The sequence below is a fragment of the Streptomyces sp. SAI-135 genome (genome assembly GCF_029893805.1).
Classification (GTDB): Bacteria; Actinomycetota; Actinomycetes; order Streptomycetales; family Streptomycetaceae; genus Streptomyces.
The window spans coordinates 4,522,052-4,538,113 of record NZ_JARXYP010000002.1; the positions used below are offsets into that span (position 1 = coordinate 4,522,052).

Genomic DNA, 16,062 nt, shown 5'->3' on the forward strand with positions numbered 1-16,062 from the left:
ACCTATTGCGCTGGGACACGCCAAAGGATTTAGTCGAGCTTCACAATGCATTGTCGGGCACTGTACAAATGAATTGACACCGTGCCGTACGAAGGGACCGATATTCGTGGCGCAGAAGGTCGTGGTCACTCTCTTTGACGACATCGACGGCTCGGAAGCGGCGGAAACGATCGCCTTCGGACTCGACGGCAAGTCGTACGAGATCGACCTGAATCAAGCCAATGCCGAGAAACTGCGTAAGGCGCTCGAGCCGTACGTGGAGGCCGGCCGCAAGCGGTCCAGGTCGGGCAAGGCGTACAAGCAGACCGAGGTCGCTCCCGACCCGGCCGCGGTCCGGGCCTGGGCCCAGGCCAACAAGATGGACGTCCCCGCCCGCGGACGCATCCCCAAGAAGGTCTACGAGGCGTTCGCCGAGGCCCAGTGAGGGCCTGTCGACGCCGGGTCACCGGCCCCTCGGCACAACCGACTTGCGTTGCACCCCACCTGGTCAGCTAGAGTCTGGAGCACGCCGAGGGGCGAGGCCGAAAAGGCCCAGCTCACGGAGTACACGCGGGTGTAGTTCAGTAGTAGAACGTCCCCCTTCCAGGGGGAAGGCGCAGTGTGCAATTCCTGTCACCCGCTCTGCACCGCCGGTCTTGTTCCCTGGGGGCACTCCCTCTGGGGGAGGATCAGGTAGGCTGGTGCTCGCGCCGATCGGTGAGAGCCGGTCGGATGCAATGCGGACGTAGCTCAGTTGGTAGAGCGCAACCTTGCCAAGGTTGAGGTCGCGAGTTCGAGCCTCGTCGTCCGCTCTCGAGTGAAGACCCCGGTCCCCTGGACCGGGGTTCTTTTCTTGCCCTCCGCCCCGTCTGACATTTGTCATACGGAGTGGTGACAGCGCGCACTGCTGTCGCGTCCGGTCCGCCGGGACGCTGGCTTCATGAACACCGACGAACACGAACACGTGATTGAGGTCACCGGCCTCCGGCGTGTGTACGGGGGCGGGTTCGAGGCCGTGCGCGGAATCAGCTTCTCCGTGGCACGCGGAGAGATCTTCGCCCTGCTCGGCACCAACGGCGCCGGCAAGACGTCCACCGTCGAACTGCTGGAGGGACTCGCCCGGCCGACCGACGGGCGGATCCGCGTCCTCGGGCACGATCCGTACAGCGAGCGCGCCGCCGTGCGCCCGCGGACCGGGGTGATGCTCCAGGAGGGCGGCTTCCCCTCCGAGCTGACCGTCGCGGAGACCGCGCGGATGTGGGCCGGCTGCGTCAGCGGGGCCCGGCCTCCGCTGGAGGTGCTGGAACTCGTCGGGCTCGCCCGGCGGACCGGCGTACGCGTGAAGCAGCTGTCCGGGGGTGAGCGGCGGCGCCTCGACCTGGCGCTCGCGCTGCTCGGTGATCCCGAGGTGCTGTTCCTGGACGAGCCGACGACCGGCCTGGACGCCGAAGGGCGGCGGGACACCTGGGAGTTGGTGCGGGCGCTGCGCGACCGGGGGACGACCGTGCTGCTCACCACGCACTACCTGGAGGAGGCCGAGGATCTCGCCGGGCGGCTGGCGATCCTGCACGAGGGGCGGATCGCGGCCACCGGGACCCCGGCCGAGGTGACCGCCGCCCAGCCGGCCCGGATCTCGTTCGAGCTGCCGCACGGCTACTTCGTGGGGGACCTGCCGCCGCTCGCGCAGCTCGGGGTGTCCGGGCACGAGGTCGACGGGAACATCGTACGGCTGCGGACGCGGGAGTTGCAGCGGGCCGCCACCGGACTGCTGGTGTGGGCCGAGCGGGCCGGGGTCGAACTGCGGCGGCTCGATGTGCGGTCCGCCTCGCTGGAGGAGGCGTTCCTCGGGATCGCGGCGCGCGAGGAGGTAGCGGCATGAGCGGCCTGACCGTGCGAGAAGCTCGCGGCACGAGCAGCCTCACCACTCCCGCCGGACGGCTGGGCGCACTCGCCCGGGCCGAGTTCACACTGCTCGGGCGCAGCAGGGCCACGCTCCTCACGGCCGTACTGATACCGCTCGTGCTGCCGTTCAGCCTGCGGTCCGTCGTGGACGACATGGACGTCGGGGAGGCCGGGCTGAGCGTCGGCCTGGTGCTGCTGCCGGCCGCGATCGGCTTCGCCCTGCTGTTCGGGGTCTACAGCGCCCTCACCGGCATCCTCACCTCACGGCGCGAGGAACTGGTGCTGAAGCGGCTGCGCACCGGGGAGCCGCGGGACGTCGAGATCCTGTGCGGAACCGCGCTGCCGGTCGGCGCGACCGGGATCGTGCAGTCCCTGGTGCTGGTGGCGGGAAGCACGGTCCTGCTCGACCTGCCCGCGCCGCACGCGCCCCATCTCGCCGTCCTGGGGCTGCTGTCGGGGCTGGTGATGTGTGCGGCCCTCGCGGCCGTCACGGCGGCCGTGACCCGGACCGTGGAGAGCGCCCAGGTCACCACACTGCCGTTCGTCCTGGTCTCGATGACGCTCTCGGGCGTCACCGTCCCCCTGGAGATGCTGCCCGACCGGCTCGCGTCGGTGTGCGAGCTGCTGCCGCTGTCCCCCGTGATCACCCTGATCCGCGGCGGCTGGACGGGCACCCTGTCGGTGTACGAGGCACTGGGCACCCTCGCGACCGCGCTGGCCTGGACCGTCCTGGCGGTGTTTGCTGTACGGCGGTGGTTCCGGTGGGAGCCGAGGCGCTGACGTACGGGGAGAGCATGCGCGAGCCGGGGGGCTGGTGGCGGCGGAAGAGCACGCCGGCGAAGGTCGAGACGTACACACGGTGGTCGTTCCACTTCTTCGCGGTGACCGAGGTCGCCGCGGTCGGGCTGCCGCTGTTCGGTGCGATGCCGCGCTGGCTGACCGCCTTGCTGCTGGTGATGGTGGTCGGGCACGCGGGGACCTGTGCCGTGGCCGCGTCCTGGGCGCTGGACTGGACGCGCGGCAGTCGTGAGCAGCCCGTCCACATGCTGTGGACACTCGGCGCGGTCACCGTCGCGGTCGCCGTGACGGCCATCACGATCACGGAACACGGGCCGCGCGGGGAGGACGTCGACACCGCGGCCGGCGGGATCTTCGCGGTCGTGCTGATCTTCGGCGCCGGAGTGATCGCGCTGGGGGTGCGGGAGCGGAAACGGATCTTCGCCCTCGTGGCGGGGTTCGCGGCGGGCGCCGGGGTCATCGCCTATCCGCTGGGGCTGCCCGGTCCGTCGACCCTCGCCACGATGGTGGCCGTCCTGCTCGGTGCCGGGTTCCTCGCCTTCACCTCCGTCTTCTCGGTGTGGCTGCTCACCGCCGTCTACGAGCTCGACGCGGCCCGCGAGACCCGTGCCCGGCTCGCCGTGGCCGAGGAGCGGCTGCGGTTCGGGCGGGACCTGCACGACGTGATGGGGCGCAACCTCGCGGTGATCGCGCTGAAGAGCGAGCTGGCCGTACAGCTGGCGCGTCGCGGGCGGGAGGAGGCCGTGGACCAGATGACCGAGGTGCAGCGGATCGCGCAGGAGACACAGCGTGAGGTGCGGGATGTCGTGCGCGGCTACCGGGAGGCCGACCTGGGGGCCGAACTGGCCGGAGCCCGAGGGGTGTTGACCGCGGCCGGGATCGACTGCGAGGTCACCGGGGAGCCGGGCGGGCTGCCCGCCGAGGTGCAGTCGGCACTGGGCTGGGTGGTGCGGGAGGCCACCACGAACGTCCTGCGGCACGGCGATGCCAAGCGGTGCACGGTGGCCGTACGGACCGAGGAGGAGCGGGTGGTGCTGACCGTGGAGAACGACGGGGTGCTGAGACCGTCGGGCGGTGCCGGCGGGTCCGGGCTCGCCGGACTGCGGGAACGGCTCGCGGCGGTGGCCGGGACGCTGGAGGCGGGACCGGTGCGGGAGAGTGCGTTCCGGCTGGTGGCCCAGGTGCCGCTGGTGGCGGCGGAGGAGATCGCGTGAAGGAGAGCGTGCGCATTCTGCTCGCCGACGACGAACACCTGATCCGGGGCGCGCTCGCCGCGCTGCTCTCCATGGAGGACGACCTGGCGATCGTCGCGGAGGCGGCCACCGGACCCGAGGCGCTCGCGATGGCCCGGGCGCACGGACCCGACGTCGCCGTACTCGATCTCCAGATGCCCGGCGCGGACGGTGTGAAGGTCGCCACATCCCTGCGGACCGAACTGCCCGCCTGCAAGGTGCTGATCGTCACCAGCCACGGACGGCCGGGGCACCTCAAGCGGGCTCTGGAGGCGGGTGTGCGGGGATTCGTACCGAAGACCGTGAGCGCGCAGCGGCTCGCGGAGATCATCCGCACGGTGCACGCGGGAAACCGTTACGTCGACCCCGAGTTGGCCGCCGACGCGATCTCCGCCGGGGACTCCCCGCTGACCGCGCGGGAGGCCGAGGTGCTCGAACTCGCCGCCGACGGGGCACCCGTCGCCGAGATCGCCGAACGGGCCGCGCTGTCGCAGGGGACCGTACGCAACTACCTGTCGTCGGCCGTCTCCAAGCTCGGGGCCGAGAACCGGCACGCGGCCGTGCGGCTCGCACGCGAGCGAGGTTGGGTATAGTGGTTCTCGCGCCACGGCGCATGCGAACGTAGCTCAGTTGGTAGAGCGCAACCTTGCCAAGGTTGAGGTCGCGAGTTCGAACCTCGTCGTTCGCTCTGTTTCGGCAAAGGCCCCCGGTTCTCACCGGGGGCCTTTCGCGTTACGACCAGCTCGTGCCCGTCAGTCGCTCGTACGCCTCGATGTACTTGGCGCGGGTGCGGTGCACGACCTCCTGCGGGAGCGGCGGCGGGGGCTGCTCGCTCTTCCTGTCCCAGCCGGACTCCGCCGAGGTCAGCCAGTCCCGCACGAACTGCTTGTCGTACGACGGCTGCGCGTGCCCCGGCTCCCACTGCTCGGCCGGCCAGAAGCGGGAGGAGTCCGGGGTGAGGACCTCGTCCGCGATGACGAGGGTGTCCCCGTCGAAGCCGAACTCGAACTTGGTGTCCGCGAGGATGATCCCCCGGTCCCGGGCGATGTCCCGGCCCCGCGCGTAGACGGCGAGGGTCGCCTGGCGCAGCCGGGCGGCGGTGTCCGCGCCGACCTGGCGGGCGATCTCCTCGTAGGAGACGTTCTCGTCGTGCTCGCCGACCTCGGCCTTGGTGGCCGGGGTGAAGATCGGGGCGGGCAGCTCGCTGCCGTCGACCAGTCCCTCGGGGAGGGCGAGGCCGCAGACCGTGCGGGAGTCGTTGTACTCCAGCAGTCCCGAGCCGGTCAGATAGCCGCGGGCGACGGCCTCCACCGGGACCATCTGGAGCGACTTGCAGACCAGGGTGCGGCCGGCCCAGTCGGCGGGGGCACCCTCCGGCAGGTCCGTGCTCAGGACGTGGTTCGGCAGCAGGTCGGCGATCTGGTCGAACCACCAGAGCGAGAGCTGGGTGAGGACGCGGCCCTTGTCGGGGATCTCCGTCGGCAGCACCCAGTCGAAGGCGGAGATGCGGTCACTGGCGACCATCACGAGGTCGCCCGCCTCGTTCTGGTACAGCTCGCGCACCTTGCCGGTGTGCAGGTGCACCAGGCCCGGAACCTGGAGCGGCTCGGGCTTTTCTACGAATCCGGACACGGTTCCTCCCCGTGGGTATGTCCAACGGGTCGATTGTCCCGTACAGGCGGCTGACCTTGGACTTGGGGTGTGCTGCAGGTCCTGGGCGGGTGCTCCGCCCGGGCTCAGTCACGCTTGCAGATGCGGTCCAGGAGGTTGGCGGTGGCGCGCTGGACACGGGGGTCGACATGGCCCGGGCGGTCCAGTGCCGGGGACCAGGCGAAGGTGCCCGCGGCGAACACCAGGGCGCCGGAGGGGGCGCGGTACAGGGACGTCTCCTGGTGACGGAGGGCGCCCTCGCTGTCGGTGTAGGGCGAGTGGGCGAGCAGGATGCGGTCGTCGTGCTCGGGGAGCGGGGTGCGCGGGAAGTAACGGTCGGCCTCGCCCGCGACCAGGCCGTCGAGTTCTTCGCCCTCCTGGGCGCCGGTCGCCTCCCACAGCCAGTGCTCGGCGTTGCGGACGATCAGGGGGTGGGGGTCGGGCACCCTGCCCGCGTACTGGATGCCGACCAGCTGCTGTTCGGGGCGGTCGATCTCGCGCCACAGCGCCGGTTTCCCCGGCCCCTTGCGCTTGCGGCAGGTGAGCAGGCGGTCGGGGACGCCGGACGGCGAGGGGGCCAGCTCGACCTGCCAGTACATGGTGTTGGCGGACAGGAAGACCAGGGAGGTGCCGGTGTCCCGGGCGCGCTCGACGGTGCGGCGCATGGCCGCCGACCAGTACTCGTCGTGGCCGGGGAAGACCAGGCCCCGGTAGCGGGTGGGGTCGAGCCGGCCGGCGTGCAGGTCGCGGGCGTCGGCGTAGGCGAGGTCGTAGCCGTAGCGCTCGGCGAAGCGGATGAAGTCGTAGGCGTGGCCGACGTGCAGGGGCAGGCCGGCGCCCGCGTACGGCCGGTCGAAGGAGACCGTGGTCGCGGCGTCGGCCTCGCCGAGGAGCCGGCCCTGTTCGTCCCAGGCGTGGTAGAGGCTGGCGCCGGTCCGCCCGTCCTCCGGGTAGAGGTTGTACGCCTGCCATGTCACGTCGGGCAGCAGGAGCAGTAAGTCCGCGGGGTGGTCGTCGCGGACCGTGAAAGGGATGTGGGAGCGGTAGCCGTCGGCGGTGGTCAGGACGGCGACATACGCCCCGACGCTCCAGTACGACGGGATCTGCAGCCGCCAGGACAGCCACCAGTGGTGGCAGGAGACGGTACGGTCCGCGGTCAGCGGCGGGGGCTGGACGATGCCGGAGAGGCGGGGGCTGGTGGTGATCTTCGCCGCGCCGTCGCCGCCGTAGTGGCCGATGCGGTAGACGTCGACGGCGAACTCCTGCGGCGGGTCGACGGTGATGTGGAAGTCGACGGCCTCACCGGGGGCGACCGCGCCGGTCGAGGTGAAGCCCTTGATCTGGCGGCGGACGTCGTCGGCGGAGCGGGGGCCGCCGCGGGGGGCGGTGCGGGGGGAGGGGATGCGCGGGGTGCCCTCCTTCGGGGTGTGCGCGGGGTCCGTCTCGACGTACCAGGGGACCACCTGACCGGTGTCGTCGAAGTAGGTCTCACTGCCGCGCAGCCAGGGGACGGGGCCCTGGCCGAAGGGGTCCGTCACGGCGTGCGCGAGTGCTCCCGACTCCCAGCGGCGGATGTGCTCCGGTCCTGGGCCTGGCCCTGGTCCCATGGTCGCTCTCCTCCTTGGTGCCCCCGTCGGTGCTCGTGCTGCGGTGCGGTGCTTGGGTTCGGCGGTGCGGTGCGGTGCAGTGCCGTGCGGTGCCGTGCTGGGCTGTGTGGCGCGTGGCTGGGCGTGTCTGGGGGTGTCGTGCGTCTGTCCTATGGCGCTTGCCCTTGCCATGTGCGCGATCGGTCCCAGCACATCACATTCCGCACTTGGACTGTCACTATTCGTTGCGAATTGGCCGAAAGTGGAAGCGGGTATTCCACCTCTGTCAGACGAGGCGGACCGGCTTCTCGGGGCGTATCCCGGACTTGACCAGCCAGGCGCGCAGCGGGGCCGGATCGCCGTCCTCCACGAGGCTGAGGACGCGGGGGGCGAGGTCCGCGGCGCGTTCACCGTTGATGAGCAGGGACGGGCCGTCGAGCCAGTCCAGGCCCGGGGCGGCGCCGGCGGTGTCGATGGCGGCGCAGCAGACCATCGCGGTGACGTGGTCGGTGAGCAGCTCCCGGGCGCTGCGAGGGGGTTGCAGCGGGAAGAGGGGGAGAGCGGTGTCGTCCCAGGGGGTGATGTCGGCGGCGCTACGGGACGGGGGTGCGGCGGCTTCCTCGCGGGCGAGTTCGGCGGTGAGCGCGGCGGCGAGGGTCTCGGCCTCCACGGCCGGGGCCGGTTCATGCCGGGCGGCCGCATGGTCGTGGGTCGAGGGCTCGCTCTTTACGTCCGGGCCGTCGCCCTCGCGGGCGGTGTCATGGTCCGCGTCCAGGGCGGTGCTCGGCGGAGCCGGTACGGAGTCCGCGGGGGCCGCGGCCTGCGAGGGCGGGGCGGGTTCGGCGGGTTCGGTGGTGGTGAGGGTCTGCGGTGAGGGGGGCTCGGCCCCCGGTGAGGTGGGCTCAGCCTCCAGTGAGGTGGGCTCGAACTGTGGCGAGGCGGGCTCGGCGCGCAGTGGGGTGGGTTCGGCGCCCGGTGGGGTGGGCTCGGCGCCAGGTGAGGTGGCCCCCGGTGAGGCGGGCTCGGCCCCCGAGGAGATGGGCTCGGCCCGTGGTGACGTGGGCTCGGGCGGTGCGGCAGCGTGGTCGGGGGCGGGTCCGTCGGTCGCCGTGGGGGCCGTGGGGTGCGCAGCCGGATCGGCAGGCCGGTCGGTGGCCCTGGACTCGGGCATCGAGTCGGCGGTCCCGGTCCGGGGCATCGGGTCGGTGGCCCTGGACCCGGGCGTCGGGTCGGCGTCGGCGGAGCCGTCTGCGGCGGAGGTCGCTGCTGCGGCGTCCGTCGCTCGGGGTGCGGACAGGTGGGCCATGACCCGGGAGAGGGTCGGGGCGTCCGACCCCGGTGCGGTGGGTTCCGCGGGGCGGCGGACTTCCTGGGCGTCGAGGACTCGGTGGAGGCGGGCCGCGTCCAGGCGCCACTTGCGGTCCACGACCTCTTCCGGGTACTCCTGCCAGTCCACCGGCGACCAGTCCGGGCCGGTCTCCGCGGGGCCGCCGTGGAAGAGCCGGGCGGCGAGCAGAGAGGCGGCCTCGTCGATCGCGCCGGGCTCCTCGAGCAGGTCGCAGGCGGGGCGCTCCCCCAGCCGGGAGGCGAAACCCTCGGCCAGGCGGTCGCGGCGGGACAGCTCGGTGAGGGCGGCCACCACTCCCGCGTCGAGCCGGGAGGGCCAGCGGCCCATCCGCCAGGCCGGCAGCGCGACCCGGGTCAGCAGCCGGTCCCAGCCCGCGTACGCCAGGCCCACCTGCTCCTGGGCCACGATCCTGAGGCCGTAGTCCACAGCCTGGGCGCGCTCCGCGGCCGCGGCGGCGACCCCGCGCTCCATCTGCGTCGCGTGCTCCCGGCAGCTGCGCAGGAGGAGACGGGCCACCCAGGCGACGCCCGCGCACATCACGCGGGTGAGGGGGCAGCGGCCGGGGACCGAGCCGACGGCCACCGCCGCGTCCAGACCCCGTACGAAACGCCGGGCTGCCGCTATGTCGGGGTGGGCCGAGGGGCCCGTACCGGCGACGACCGGGGCGAGGACCGCGCGCAGTTCGCCGACGCGCATCCACCACAGGAACGGCGAGCCGATGACCAGCACCGGGGCGGCCGGGGCTCCGCGCTGCGAGCCGCGGACACCGGCGATCTCGTCCTCCCGGCCCTCCTTCGGGGGCGGCCCGTGGGCGGGGTGGGTGCGGTCCTCCAGCCAGCTGTCGCAGTCCGGGGTCAGCGCTATGGCCGAGGGGGCGGGGACGTCGAGACGGTCGGCGAGGTCGCGCACCATGCGGTACAGGTCGGGCGCGGACTCCTCGGCGATCGCGACGGTGGGACTGACGGCGGGCCGGGCGCGGGCCACGACCAGGGCGACGGCCCCGGCGGCGAGCAGCACCACGACCCCGATCACGCTCATGACCAGCCTGGCGGTGTCCCAGAACCCGCCCACGAGATGGTCGGTGGAACCTCCGGCGAGCAGCACCACGGCCACCGCCGCGGGCAGCAGCGCCACGGCCAGCGCACGGCTGCGGATCCGCAGCACGGCGAGGGCCCGGGAGCGCGCGGCCTGCGCGCCCGCCTCCACACCGATACCGGTCATGACCGGACCTCACCCCCTCCCTGCCGTCCTGAACGCCCAGCTGTCCTGGTGTTGCTCACTCCCCCACTGTGGCACCCGCCACTGACATCGCAATGCCGGTGGGCCAAGTGCCGGAACGCTTGCGCGGCACCCTAGTTGGGCCCCGGGTCCCCGTCAGCCGTATGCGGCACCGGTCACTCGATGGAATGGCTTTGGGGAAAGGTGGATGACGTACAGCAAAGATCAGGCCCCGAATCCTTAGACGGATCCGGGGCCTGTCGGGTTGTTCGGGGACGGGGGTTTCGCCCCGGTTCTCGGGGCTTCCCGAGGCCTCTCAGGGCTTCTCGGGGCACTTAGGCTCCGGAGGCCGCCTTCGCCGCGATGTCCGTCCGGTGCTGGGAACCTTCGAGCCGGATGCGGCCCACGGCCCGGTACGCGCGCTCGCGGGCCTCGGTGAGGTCCTTGCCGGACGCTGTGACCGACAGGACGCGGCCGCCGGCGCTCACGACGGCGTCGCCGTCCCGCTTGGTACCCGCGTGCAGGACCCACGCGTGCGGGGCGTCCTGCTCGGCCACCTCGTCGAGCCCGGTGATCGGGTCGCCGGTGCGGGGGGTGGCGGGGTAGTTGTGCGAGGCGATGACCACGGTGACCGCGGCGTCCTCGCTCCAGCGCAGGGGCGGCAGGTCCTCGAGGTTGCCGCTCGCGGCGGCGAGCAGGACACCGGCCAGCGGGGTCTTGAGACGGGCCAGCACGACCTGGGTCTCGGGGTCGCCGAAGCGGGCGTTGAACTCGATGACCCGAACGCCCCGGGAGGTGATCGCGAGACCGGCGTACAGCAGGCCGGAGAAGGGGGTGCCGCGGCGCCGCATCTCGTCGACGGTCGGCTGAAGAACCGTCTGCAGGACCTCGTCCACCAGTTTCGGGTCGGCCCAGGGCAGCGGGGAGTACGCGCCCATGCCGCCGGTGTTGGGGCCCTCGTCGCCGTCGAGGGCGCGCTTGAAGTCCTGGGCGGGCTGGAGCGGCACGACGGTGTCGCCGTCGGTGATGGCGAAGAGGGAGACCTCGGGGCCGTCGAGGAACTCCTCGATGACGACCCGCTCGCAGGCGTTCGCGTGGGCCGTCGCGGCCTCGATGTCGCTGGTCACGACGACGCCCTTGCCCGCGGCCAGACCGTCGTCCTTGACGACGTACGGGGCGCCGAAGGCGTCGAGGGCCTCGGCGACCTCCTCGGGGTTCGTGCAGACGTAGGAGCGGGCGGTGGGTACTCCGGCCGCGGCCATGACGTCCTTGGCGAAGGCCTTGGAGCCCTCGAGCTGCGCGGCCTCCCCGGACGGGCCGAAGACCGGGATGCCCGCCTCCCGCACGGCGTCGGCGACCCCCGCGACCAGCGGGGCCTCCGGGCCTACGACGACCAGGTCGACGCCGAGCCGCTGCGCGAGCGTGGCCACCGCCCCGCCGTCGAGGGCGTCGACCGGGTGCAGCTCGGCGACCTCGGCGATGCCGGCGTTGCCGGGTGCGCAGTGCAGCGCGCTGACGTCGGGGTCGAGGGACAGGGAGCGGCACAGGGCGTGTTCGCGGGCGCCGTTACCGATGACGAGGACCTTCACGGGGTCAGCCTAACGGGGTTTTTGTGGCAGGTTCCCAAGGGACGGAGCGGGAGCAGTCGTAGCTTCCTCCAAGGTGAGGGCGCCCGGCTCGCTCCTCCCGCGGCCTCCCTACTCGTTCGAGATCTCCTCGACCACGGTCGCCCCGAGCTCCCGCACGATCAGTTCGCGGCCCGAGAGGGCCGACTCGTTGAGATCGGGGTCGTCGTCCTCGGGGATGTCGTCCTCGATGGAGACGGGCGGGGGTTCCGGCGCGGACCGCTGCGGAGCGGGGGCCGGTGTGGGGGCGGGCGACGGGGTGGACTGTGCGGCCGGGGCGGGCGACGCCTGGGGGGACGACGGGACCTGGGGCGACGGGGCTCCGTAGCCTCCCGTGGTCCCGGTGCCGTAGCCGCCGGCGCTGCCGCCTCCGGCTCCACCTCCGCCGTAGCCACCGCCTCCGCCGTAGCCACCGCCTCCGTTGAAGCCGCCGGATGCCGGCGGTGCCGCGCCGCCGCCCGAGGGGTCGACGACGGCCTCGATCTTCCACTGGACGCTGAACTGCTCGGAGAGCGCCTGGCGCAGCACCTCCTCGCTGCCGCTGCTCGCGAAGTTGTCGCGGGCGCCGGCGTTGACGAACCCGAGCTGGAGGGTGGTGCCGTCGAAGCCGGCCACATGGGCGTTCTGGCTGAGCAGGATCCAGGTGAAGCGGCGGCGGTTCTTGACCGCTTCCAGGATGTTGGGCCAGAGCTGACGGGGGTCGAGGCCGCCGGACGGCGGGGCGTAGGCGGCCGCCGGACCGGGGGCGGGGGCCGCGGAGGCGGGCTGGACCGGTGCCGGGGCGGCCGGTCGGTGCGCGGGCGCCTGGGGTGACTGGGGCGACTGGGGTGACTGGGGTGACGACTGAGGCGACGAGTGCTGACCGCCGCCCGCCGGGGCCGCGGTGGGCCAGCCACCGGGACGACGGCCGCCGCCGGCGGGGGCGGCGGTGGGCCAGGCGCCGGGGGACGTTGCGGGGGCCGGAGCCGGGGTTGCGGCGGAGGGCTGCTGGTGGGACTGGGGGGCGGGATCAGGGTGGCCGGTGGGGGACGGACCGGTGTGGGGTGGTCCGGCCGGAGCGGGGGGTGCGGAGTCGGCCGTAGCGCCCGGGAATCCGCCCGGACCCGCGGCTCCACCGGGGAGACCCCCGCCGGGGATGCCACCGCCCTGAACGCCGGCGCCCGGGGCGTTGCCGGGACCCGGAGCGCCAGGCGTGCCCGCACCCGAGGCCCGGACCGCAGCCCGGGCCGCGGCCGGACCGCCACCGGGAGGCACCGCGGCCGAGGACGGCATGGCGGACGCCGAGGACGGCATGGCGGGCGCCGAAGGACCCGGGACGGCTCCGACGCCCCCCACGCCCCCGTGCGCCTCCGGCCCCGGGACGTATCCCATCGCGGGGGCGCCGCCGGCGGCCGAGAAGTTCACGCCCCGCTCGATGCGGTCGAGGCGGGCCATGACCGAGCGCTCGTCACCGTAGGCCGCGGGGAGCAGCACGCGCGCGCAGATGAGTTCCAGCTGGAGGCGGGGCGAGTTGGCGCCGCGCATCTCCGTGAGGCCCTGGTTGACCAGGTCGGCGGCGCGGCTGAGCTCGGCGGCCCCGAAGGTGCCGGCCTGGGCCTGCATGCGCTCGATGACATCGGCGGGGGCGTCGATGAGCCCCTTCTCGGCGGCATCGGGGACGGCGGCCAGGATGACCAGGTCCCGCAGCCGCTCCAGCAGGTCGGCGACGAACCGGCGCGGGTCGTTGCCCCCCTCGATGACCCGGTCGACGACCTCGAAGGCGGCCGCGCCGTCACCGGTGGCGAAGGCCTCGACGACGGAGTCGAGGAGGGAGCCGTCGGTGTAGCCGAGGAGGGAGGTGGCCATGGCATACGTCACACCCTCCTCACGCGCGCCGGCGAGGAGCTGGTCCATGACGGACATGGAGTCACGGACGGACCCCTGACCGGCCCGCACGACGAGCGGGAGCACCCCTTCCTCGACGGGGATGTTCTCCTTGCCGCACACCTGGCCGAGGTACTCCCGCAGGGTGCCGGGCGGTACGAGGCGGAAGGGGTAGTGGTGGGTCCGCGACCGGATCGTGCCGATGACCTTCTCGGGCTCGGTGGTGGCGAAGATGAACTTGAGGTGCTCCGGGGGCTCCTCGACGACCTTGAGCAGCGCGTTGAAACCGGCCGACGTGACCATGTGGGCCTCGTCGATGATGTAGATCTTGTACCGGCTGCTCGCGGGGCCGAAGAACGCCTTCTCCCGCAGCTCACGGGCGTCGTCCACGCCACCGTGGGACGCCGCGTCGATCTCGATGACGTCGATCGACCCCGGGCCGTTCCTGGCCAGGTCCCGGCAGGACTGGCACTCCCCGCAGGGGGTGGGGGTGGGCCCCTGCTCGCAGTTCAGGCACCTGGCGAGGATGCGCGCGCTGGTCGTCTTGCCGCATCCGCGCGGACCGCTGAACAGGTACGCGTGATTGACCCGGTTGTTCCGCAGCGCCTGCTGCAGCGGGTCGGTTACATGCTCCTGCCCGATGACCTCGGCGAACGACTCCGGGCGATAGCGGCGGTACAGCGCGAGAGACGACACGCCTACGAGGTTATAGGCGCCCACTGACAACCCGACCCTGCGCGGGCGCTCAGCCCTGGCACTCGGCCCGGCTCTCCGTCCGGCGAGTCCGTCCGGGAACGCGAACGCCCCCCACGCACCCGCCAGAGCCAACCTACCCTTGCTGCCTTCCGGCCCTGGGGGAGTTCAGTCAGATAGCGCCGCGTGAGGGGCTGCCCAAACAGTACCCGATGGCGAGGGGTGGGAACGAGTTCGCGAGCACTCCTCAACGTCTTGTATTGTTTGCGGCGGAGGATTCGCCTAGAGGCCTAGGGCGCACGCTTGGAAAGCGTGTTGGGGGCAACCCCTCACGAGTTCGAATCTCGTATCCTCCGCCAGTGCCTCACCGGGCACGATGTCGAAGGGTCCCGCTGTTCGCAGCGGGGCCCTTCGGCGTTGTGCGTCTGGGTTTCGGGCGTTTCAGCGGCCCGTGCCCGCTCCGGCGTGGAATCTCGTCAAGGCGAAGATGATCAAGAGGTCGAGTGTCATGACGGGGATGGCCCACAGCGGGTAGTACGGGACGAACATGAACTGGGTGATCAGACTGATCCCCGCTGCCGCCGCGCCGGCACCGCGACTCCAGCTCTGGTTGGTCACGACTCCCAGGCCGGCAATGGTGAGGGCCAGTCCGACCACGATGTGGATCCAGCCCCAGGCGGTCAGGTCGAACCGATAGGCGTACTGGGACGCGGCGAACAAGTTGTCGCTCGCGATGCCGGATGCGCCCATGAGAATGCTGAGCGGCCCGCTGAGCATCAGCACGGCACCGGCGAACACGGACGCGCCGCTGAGCCCTTCGCTCTCGCCATGCCTTCCGTACCCTCGCCGTGCCTCGCTCGGCATCGTTGCCATGGCTGCCACCTTCCTGCTTCCTGTACACCGCGATCAGCGCAATCAGTGCGATCAGTGCGATCACCGACGCACAACGCCCCTGGCACTGCGGTCGAGCTCCACTGCCAGGATCACCGCGATCCCCCGGCGCCGCGACTGCAACCGCCGGCGGTTCGGCCGTTCACGCCCCGAGCGCCCTGGCCAGCAGCGTCACGCTCTGGCGAACAGGTGAGCCGTTCCGCCGGGGAGGTCTCCTCCAGGGTGACGGCGATGCTGTGACGGCGATGCTGTGACGGCGGTCCGAGGGCAGCACACCGCCGATGCGGGCGGCGCTCAGGGTGAGCCACAGTCCGTCCGCGCTACAACGCCGTGTGGGCCATGTGCTGCCCGACGGACGGCTCTGCTCCGCCGGGTGGCCGGCGTGCCCGGGACGGCTCTGCTCCGCCGGGTGACCGGCGTGCTCGGGGCGGACTCCGCTCCTCCGGGTGGCCGACGGGCCCGGGGAGGCCCGTTCGGTCAGTGCACCGACAATCCCCCGTCCACGAAGACCGACTGTCCCGTGACATAGGCCGAGGCCCCGCTCGCCAGGAAGACCGCGGCGCCCGCGAAGTCGTCGGGGAGGCCGTTGCGGCCGGTCATCGTGCGGGCGGCCAGGGACGCGACGCGCTCCGGGTCGTCGGCCAGGCGGGCGTTGAGCGGGGTGAGGACGAAGCCGGGGACGAGGGTGTTGGCGGTGACGCCGTACGGGGACCAGGCCTCGGCCTGGGAGCGGGCCAGGGATTCCAGGCCGCCCTTGGAGACGCCGTAGGCGCCGCTCTGGACGAAGGCGCGGTGGGCCTGCTGGGACGTGATGTGGATGATCCGGCCGAAGCCGCGTTCGGCCATGCCGGGTCCGAAGCGCTGGCCCAGCAGGTAGGGGGCCTCCAGGTTGACCGCCATGGTGGTGTCCCACACCTCGTCGGTGAGCTCGGTCATGGGTGGACGCAGGTTGATCCCCGCGGAGTTGACCAGGATGTCCGGCTCACCGAACACGGCGGCGGCCGCCTCCGCCGCCGTACGGACGCCCTGCCGCGTGCTCAAGTCGCCGCGCACCCAGGCCGCCCGGCAGCCGTCCGACGTCAACTCGGCTGCGGCGGAAGCTAGTTCCGTCTCACCGCGGGCCACGATCACCACGCTCGCCCCCGCCCGCGCCAACGCCCCCGCGATCGCCCTGCCGATGCCCGAACTCCCGCCGGTCACCACCGCCACCCGGCCGTCCAGCGAGAAGAGTTGGGAGAGATACGCCTGGGAAGTCATGCCCGCACCCTAAGTCGGTA

The 16,062-nt window shown here is 72.4% G+C and carries 12 protein-coding genes, 4 tRNA genes and 1 other RNA gene; 9 read left to right on the forward strand and 8 right to left on the reverse strand.

Features of this window, described 5'->3' with window-relative positions:
• Positions 1-106 precede the first annotated feature (106 nt).
• From M2163_RS24850 to M2163_RS24885, 8 genes are all read left to right on the forward strand, one after another.
• Positions 107-424: an Lsr2 family protein gene (locus M2163_RS24850; RefSeq protein ID WP_053849474.1), complete on the forward strand. Its 318-nt coding sequence runs from the start codon at positions 107-109 to the stop codon at positions 422-424.
• 125 nt (positions 425-549) lie between these two features.
• Positions 550-621, forward strand: a tRNA-Gly gene (locus M2163_RS24855).
• Positions 622-718: 97 nt separating this feature from the next.
• A tRNA-Gly gene (locus tag M2163_RS24860) sits at positions 719-791 on the forward strand.
• A 128-nt stretch (positions 792-919) separates the two neighbouring features.
• On the forward strand, positions 920-1,858 hold the full coding sequence (locus M2163_RS24865; protein WP_280895064.1) for an ABC transporter ATP-binding protein: 939 nt from the start codon (positions 920-922) through the stop codon (positions 1,856-1,858).
• Positions 1,855-2,661: an ABC transporter permease gene (locus M2163_RS24870; RefSeq protein ID WP_280850631.1), complete on the forward strand. Its 807-nt coding sequence runs from the start codon at positions 1,855-1,857 to the stop codon at positions 2,659-2,661. The genes M2163_RS24865 and M2163_RS24870 overlap by 4 nt, the downstream gene beginning before the upstream one ends.
• A gap of 14 nt (positions 2,662-2,675) precedes the next feature.
• Positions 2,676-3,893, forward strand: coding sequence for a histidine kinase (locus M2163_RS24875; RefSeq protein ID WP_280897309.1), 1,218 nt, complete (start codon positions 2,676-2,678; stop codon positions 3,891-3,893).
• Positions 3,890-4,504 (forward strand): response regulator transcription factor, encoded by a 615-nt coding sequence (locus M2163_RS24880; protein WP_280850629.1) that lies wholly within the window; start codon positions 3,890-3,892, stop codon positions 4,502-4,504. The genes M2163_RS24875 and M2163_RS24880 overlap by 4 nt, the downstream gene beginning before the upstream one ends.
• A gap of 22 nt (positions 4,505-4,526) precedes the next feature.
• Positions 4,527-4,599 (forward strand) — tRNA-Gly (locus M2163_RS24885).
• 44 nt (positions 4,600-4,643) lie between these two features.
• Here M2163_RS24885 and M2163_RS24890 read toward each other — a convergent pair.
• From M2163_RS24890 to ffs, 6 genes are all read right to left on the reverse strand, one after another.
• Positions 4,644-5,543 (reverse strand): phosphoribosylaminoimidazolesuccinocarboxamide synthase, encoded by a 900-nt coding sequence (locus M2163_RS24890; RefSeq protein ID WP_280895065.1) that lies wholly within the window; start codon positions 5,541-5,543, stop codon positions 4,644-4,646.
• Positions 5,544-5,647: 104 nt separating this feature from the next.
• On the reverse strand, positions 5,648-7,168 hold the full coding sequence (locus tag M2163_RS24895; RefSeq protein WP_280895066.1) for a N,N-dimethylformamidase beta subunit family domain-containing protein: 1,521 nt from the start codon (positions 7,166-7,168) through the stop codon (positions 5,648-5,650).
• 265 nt (positions 7,169-7,433) lie between these two features.
• A complete protein-coding gene (locus M2163_RS24900) occupies positions 7,434-9,716 on the reverse strand; it encodes a hypothetical protein (RefSeq protein ID WP_280895067.1) in 2,283 nt (760 codons plus the stop codon).
• 332 nt (positions 9,717-10,048) lie between these two features.
• Complete coding sequence (purD, locus tag M2163_RS24905; RefSeq protein ID WP_280895068.1) at positions 10,049-11,302, reverse strand: phosphoribosylamine--glycine ligase; 1,254 nt, start codon at positions 11,300-11,302, stop codon at positions 10,049-10,051.
• Between the two features lie 108 nt (positions 11,303-11,410).
• Positions 11,411-13,897: a DNA polymerase III subunit gamma and tau gene (locus M2163_RS24910; protein ID WP_280895069.1), complete on the reverse strand. Its 2,487-nt coding sequence runs from the start codon at positions 13,895-13,897 to the stop codon at positions 11,411-11,413.
• Positions 13,898-13,994: 97 nt separating this feature from the next.
• An RNA gene (ffs, locus tag M2163_RS24915) (signal recognition particle sRNA small type) lies at positions 13,995-14,093 on the reverse strand.
• A gap of 72 nt (positions 14,094-14,165) precedes the next feature.
• On the opposite strand from ffs, the gene M2163_RS24920 reads away from it, so the two are divergent.
• A tRNA-Ser gene (locus M2163_RS24920) sits at positions 14,166-14,253 on the forward strand.
• Between the two features lie 82 nt (positions 14,254-14,335).
• Here the strand turns inward: M2163_RS24920 and M2163_RS24925 are convergent.
• The gene (locus M2163_RS24925) at positions 14,336-14,767 is read right to left on the reverse strand and encodes a hypothetical protein (RefSeq protein WP_280850623.1); all 432 of its coding nucleotides are present in this window, start codon (positions 14,765-14,767) and stop codon (positions 14,336-14,338) included.
• A 495-nt stretch (positions 14,768-15,262) separates the two neighbouring features.
• Entirely contained in the window at positions 15,263-16,042 is a 780-nt protein-coding gene (locus tag M2163_RS24930) for an SDR family oxidoreductase (protein WP_280895070.1), read from the reverse strand.
• Positions 16,043-16,062 lie beyond the last annotated feature (20 nt).

Excerpts from the sequence above, each read along its gene's own strand:
- M2163_RS24865 (WP_280895064.1), top strand. The coding sequence starts at position 920 with ATGAACACCGACGAACACGAACACGTGATTGAGGTCACCGGCCTCCGG.
- M2163_RS24870 (WP_280850631.1), top strand. The coding sequence starts at position 1,855 with ATGAGCGGCCTGACCGTGCGAGAAGCTCGCGGCACGAGCAGCCTCACC.
- M2163_RS24875 (WP_280897309.1), top strand. The coding sequence starts at position 2,676 with ATGCGCGAGCCGGGGGGCTGGTGGCGGCGGAAGAGCACGCCGGCGAAG.
- M2163_RS24895 (WP_280895066.1), bottom strand. The coding sequence starts at position 7,168 with ATGGGACCAGGGCCAGGCCCAGGACCGGAGCACATCCGCCGCTGGGAG.
- M2163_RS24900 (WP_280895067.1), bottom strand. The coding sequence starts at position 9,716 with ATGACCGGTATCGGTGTGGAGGCGGGCGCGCAGGCCGCGCGCTCCCGG.
- M2163_RS24925 (WP_280850623.1), bottom strand. The coding sequence starts at position 14,767 with ATGGCAACGATGCCGAGCGAGGCACGGCGAGGGTACGGAAGGCATGGC.
- M2163_RS24930 (WP_280895070.1), bottom strand. The coding sequence starts at position 16,042 with ATGACTTCCCAGGCGTATCTCTCCCAACTCTTCTCGCTGGACGGCCGG.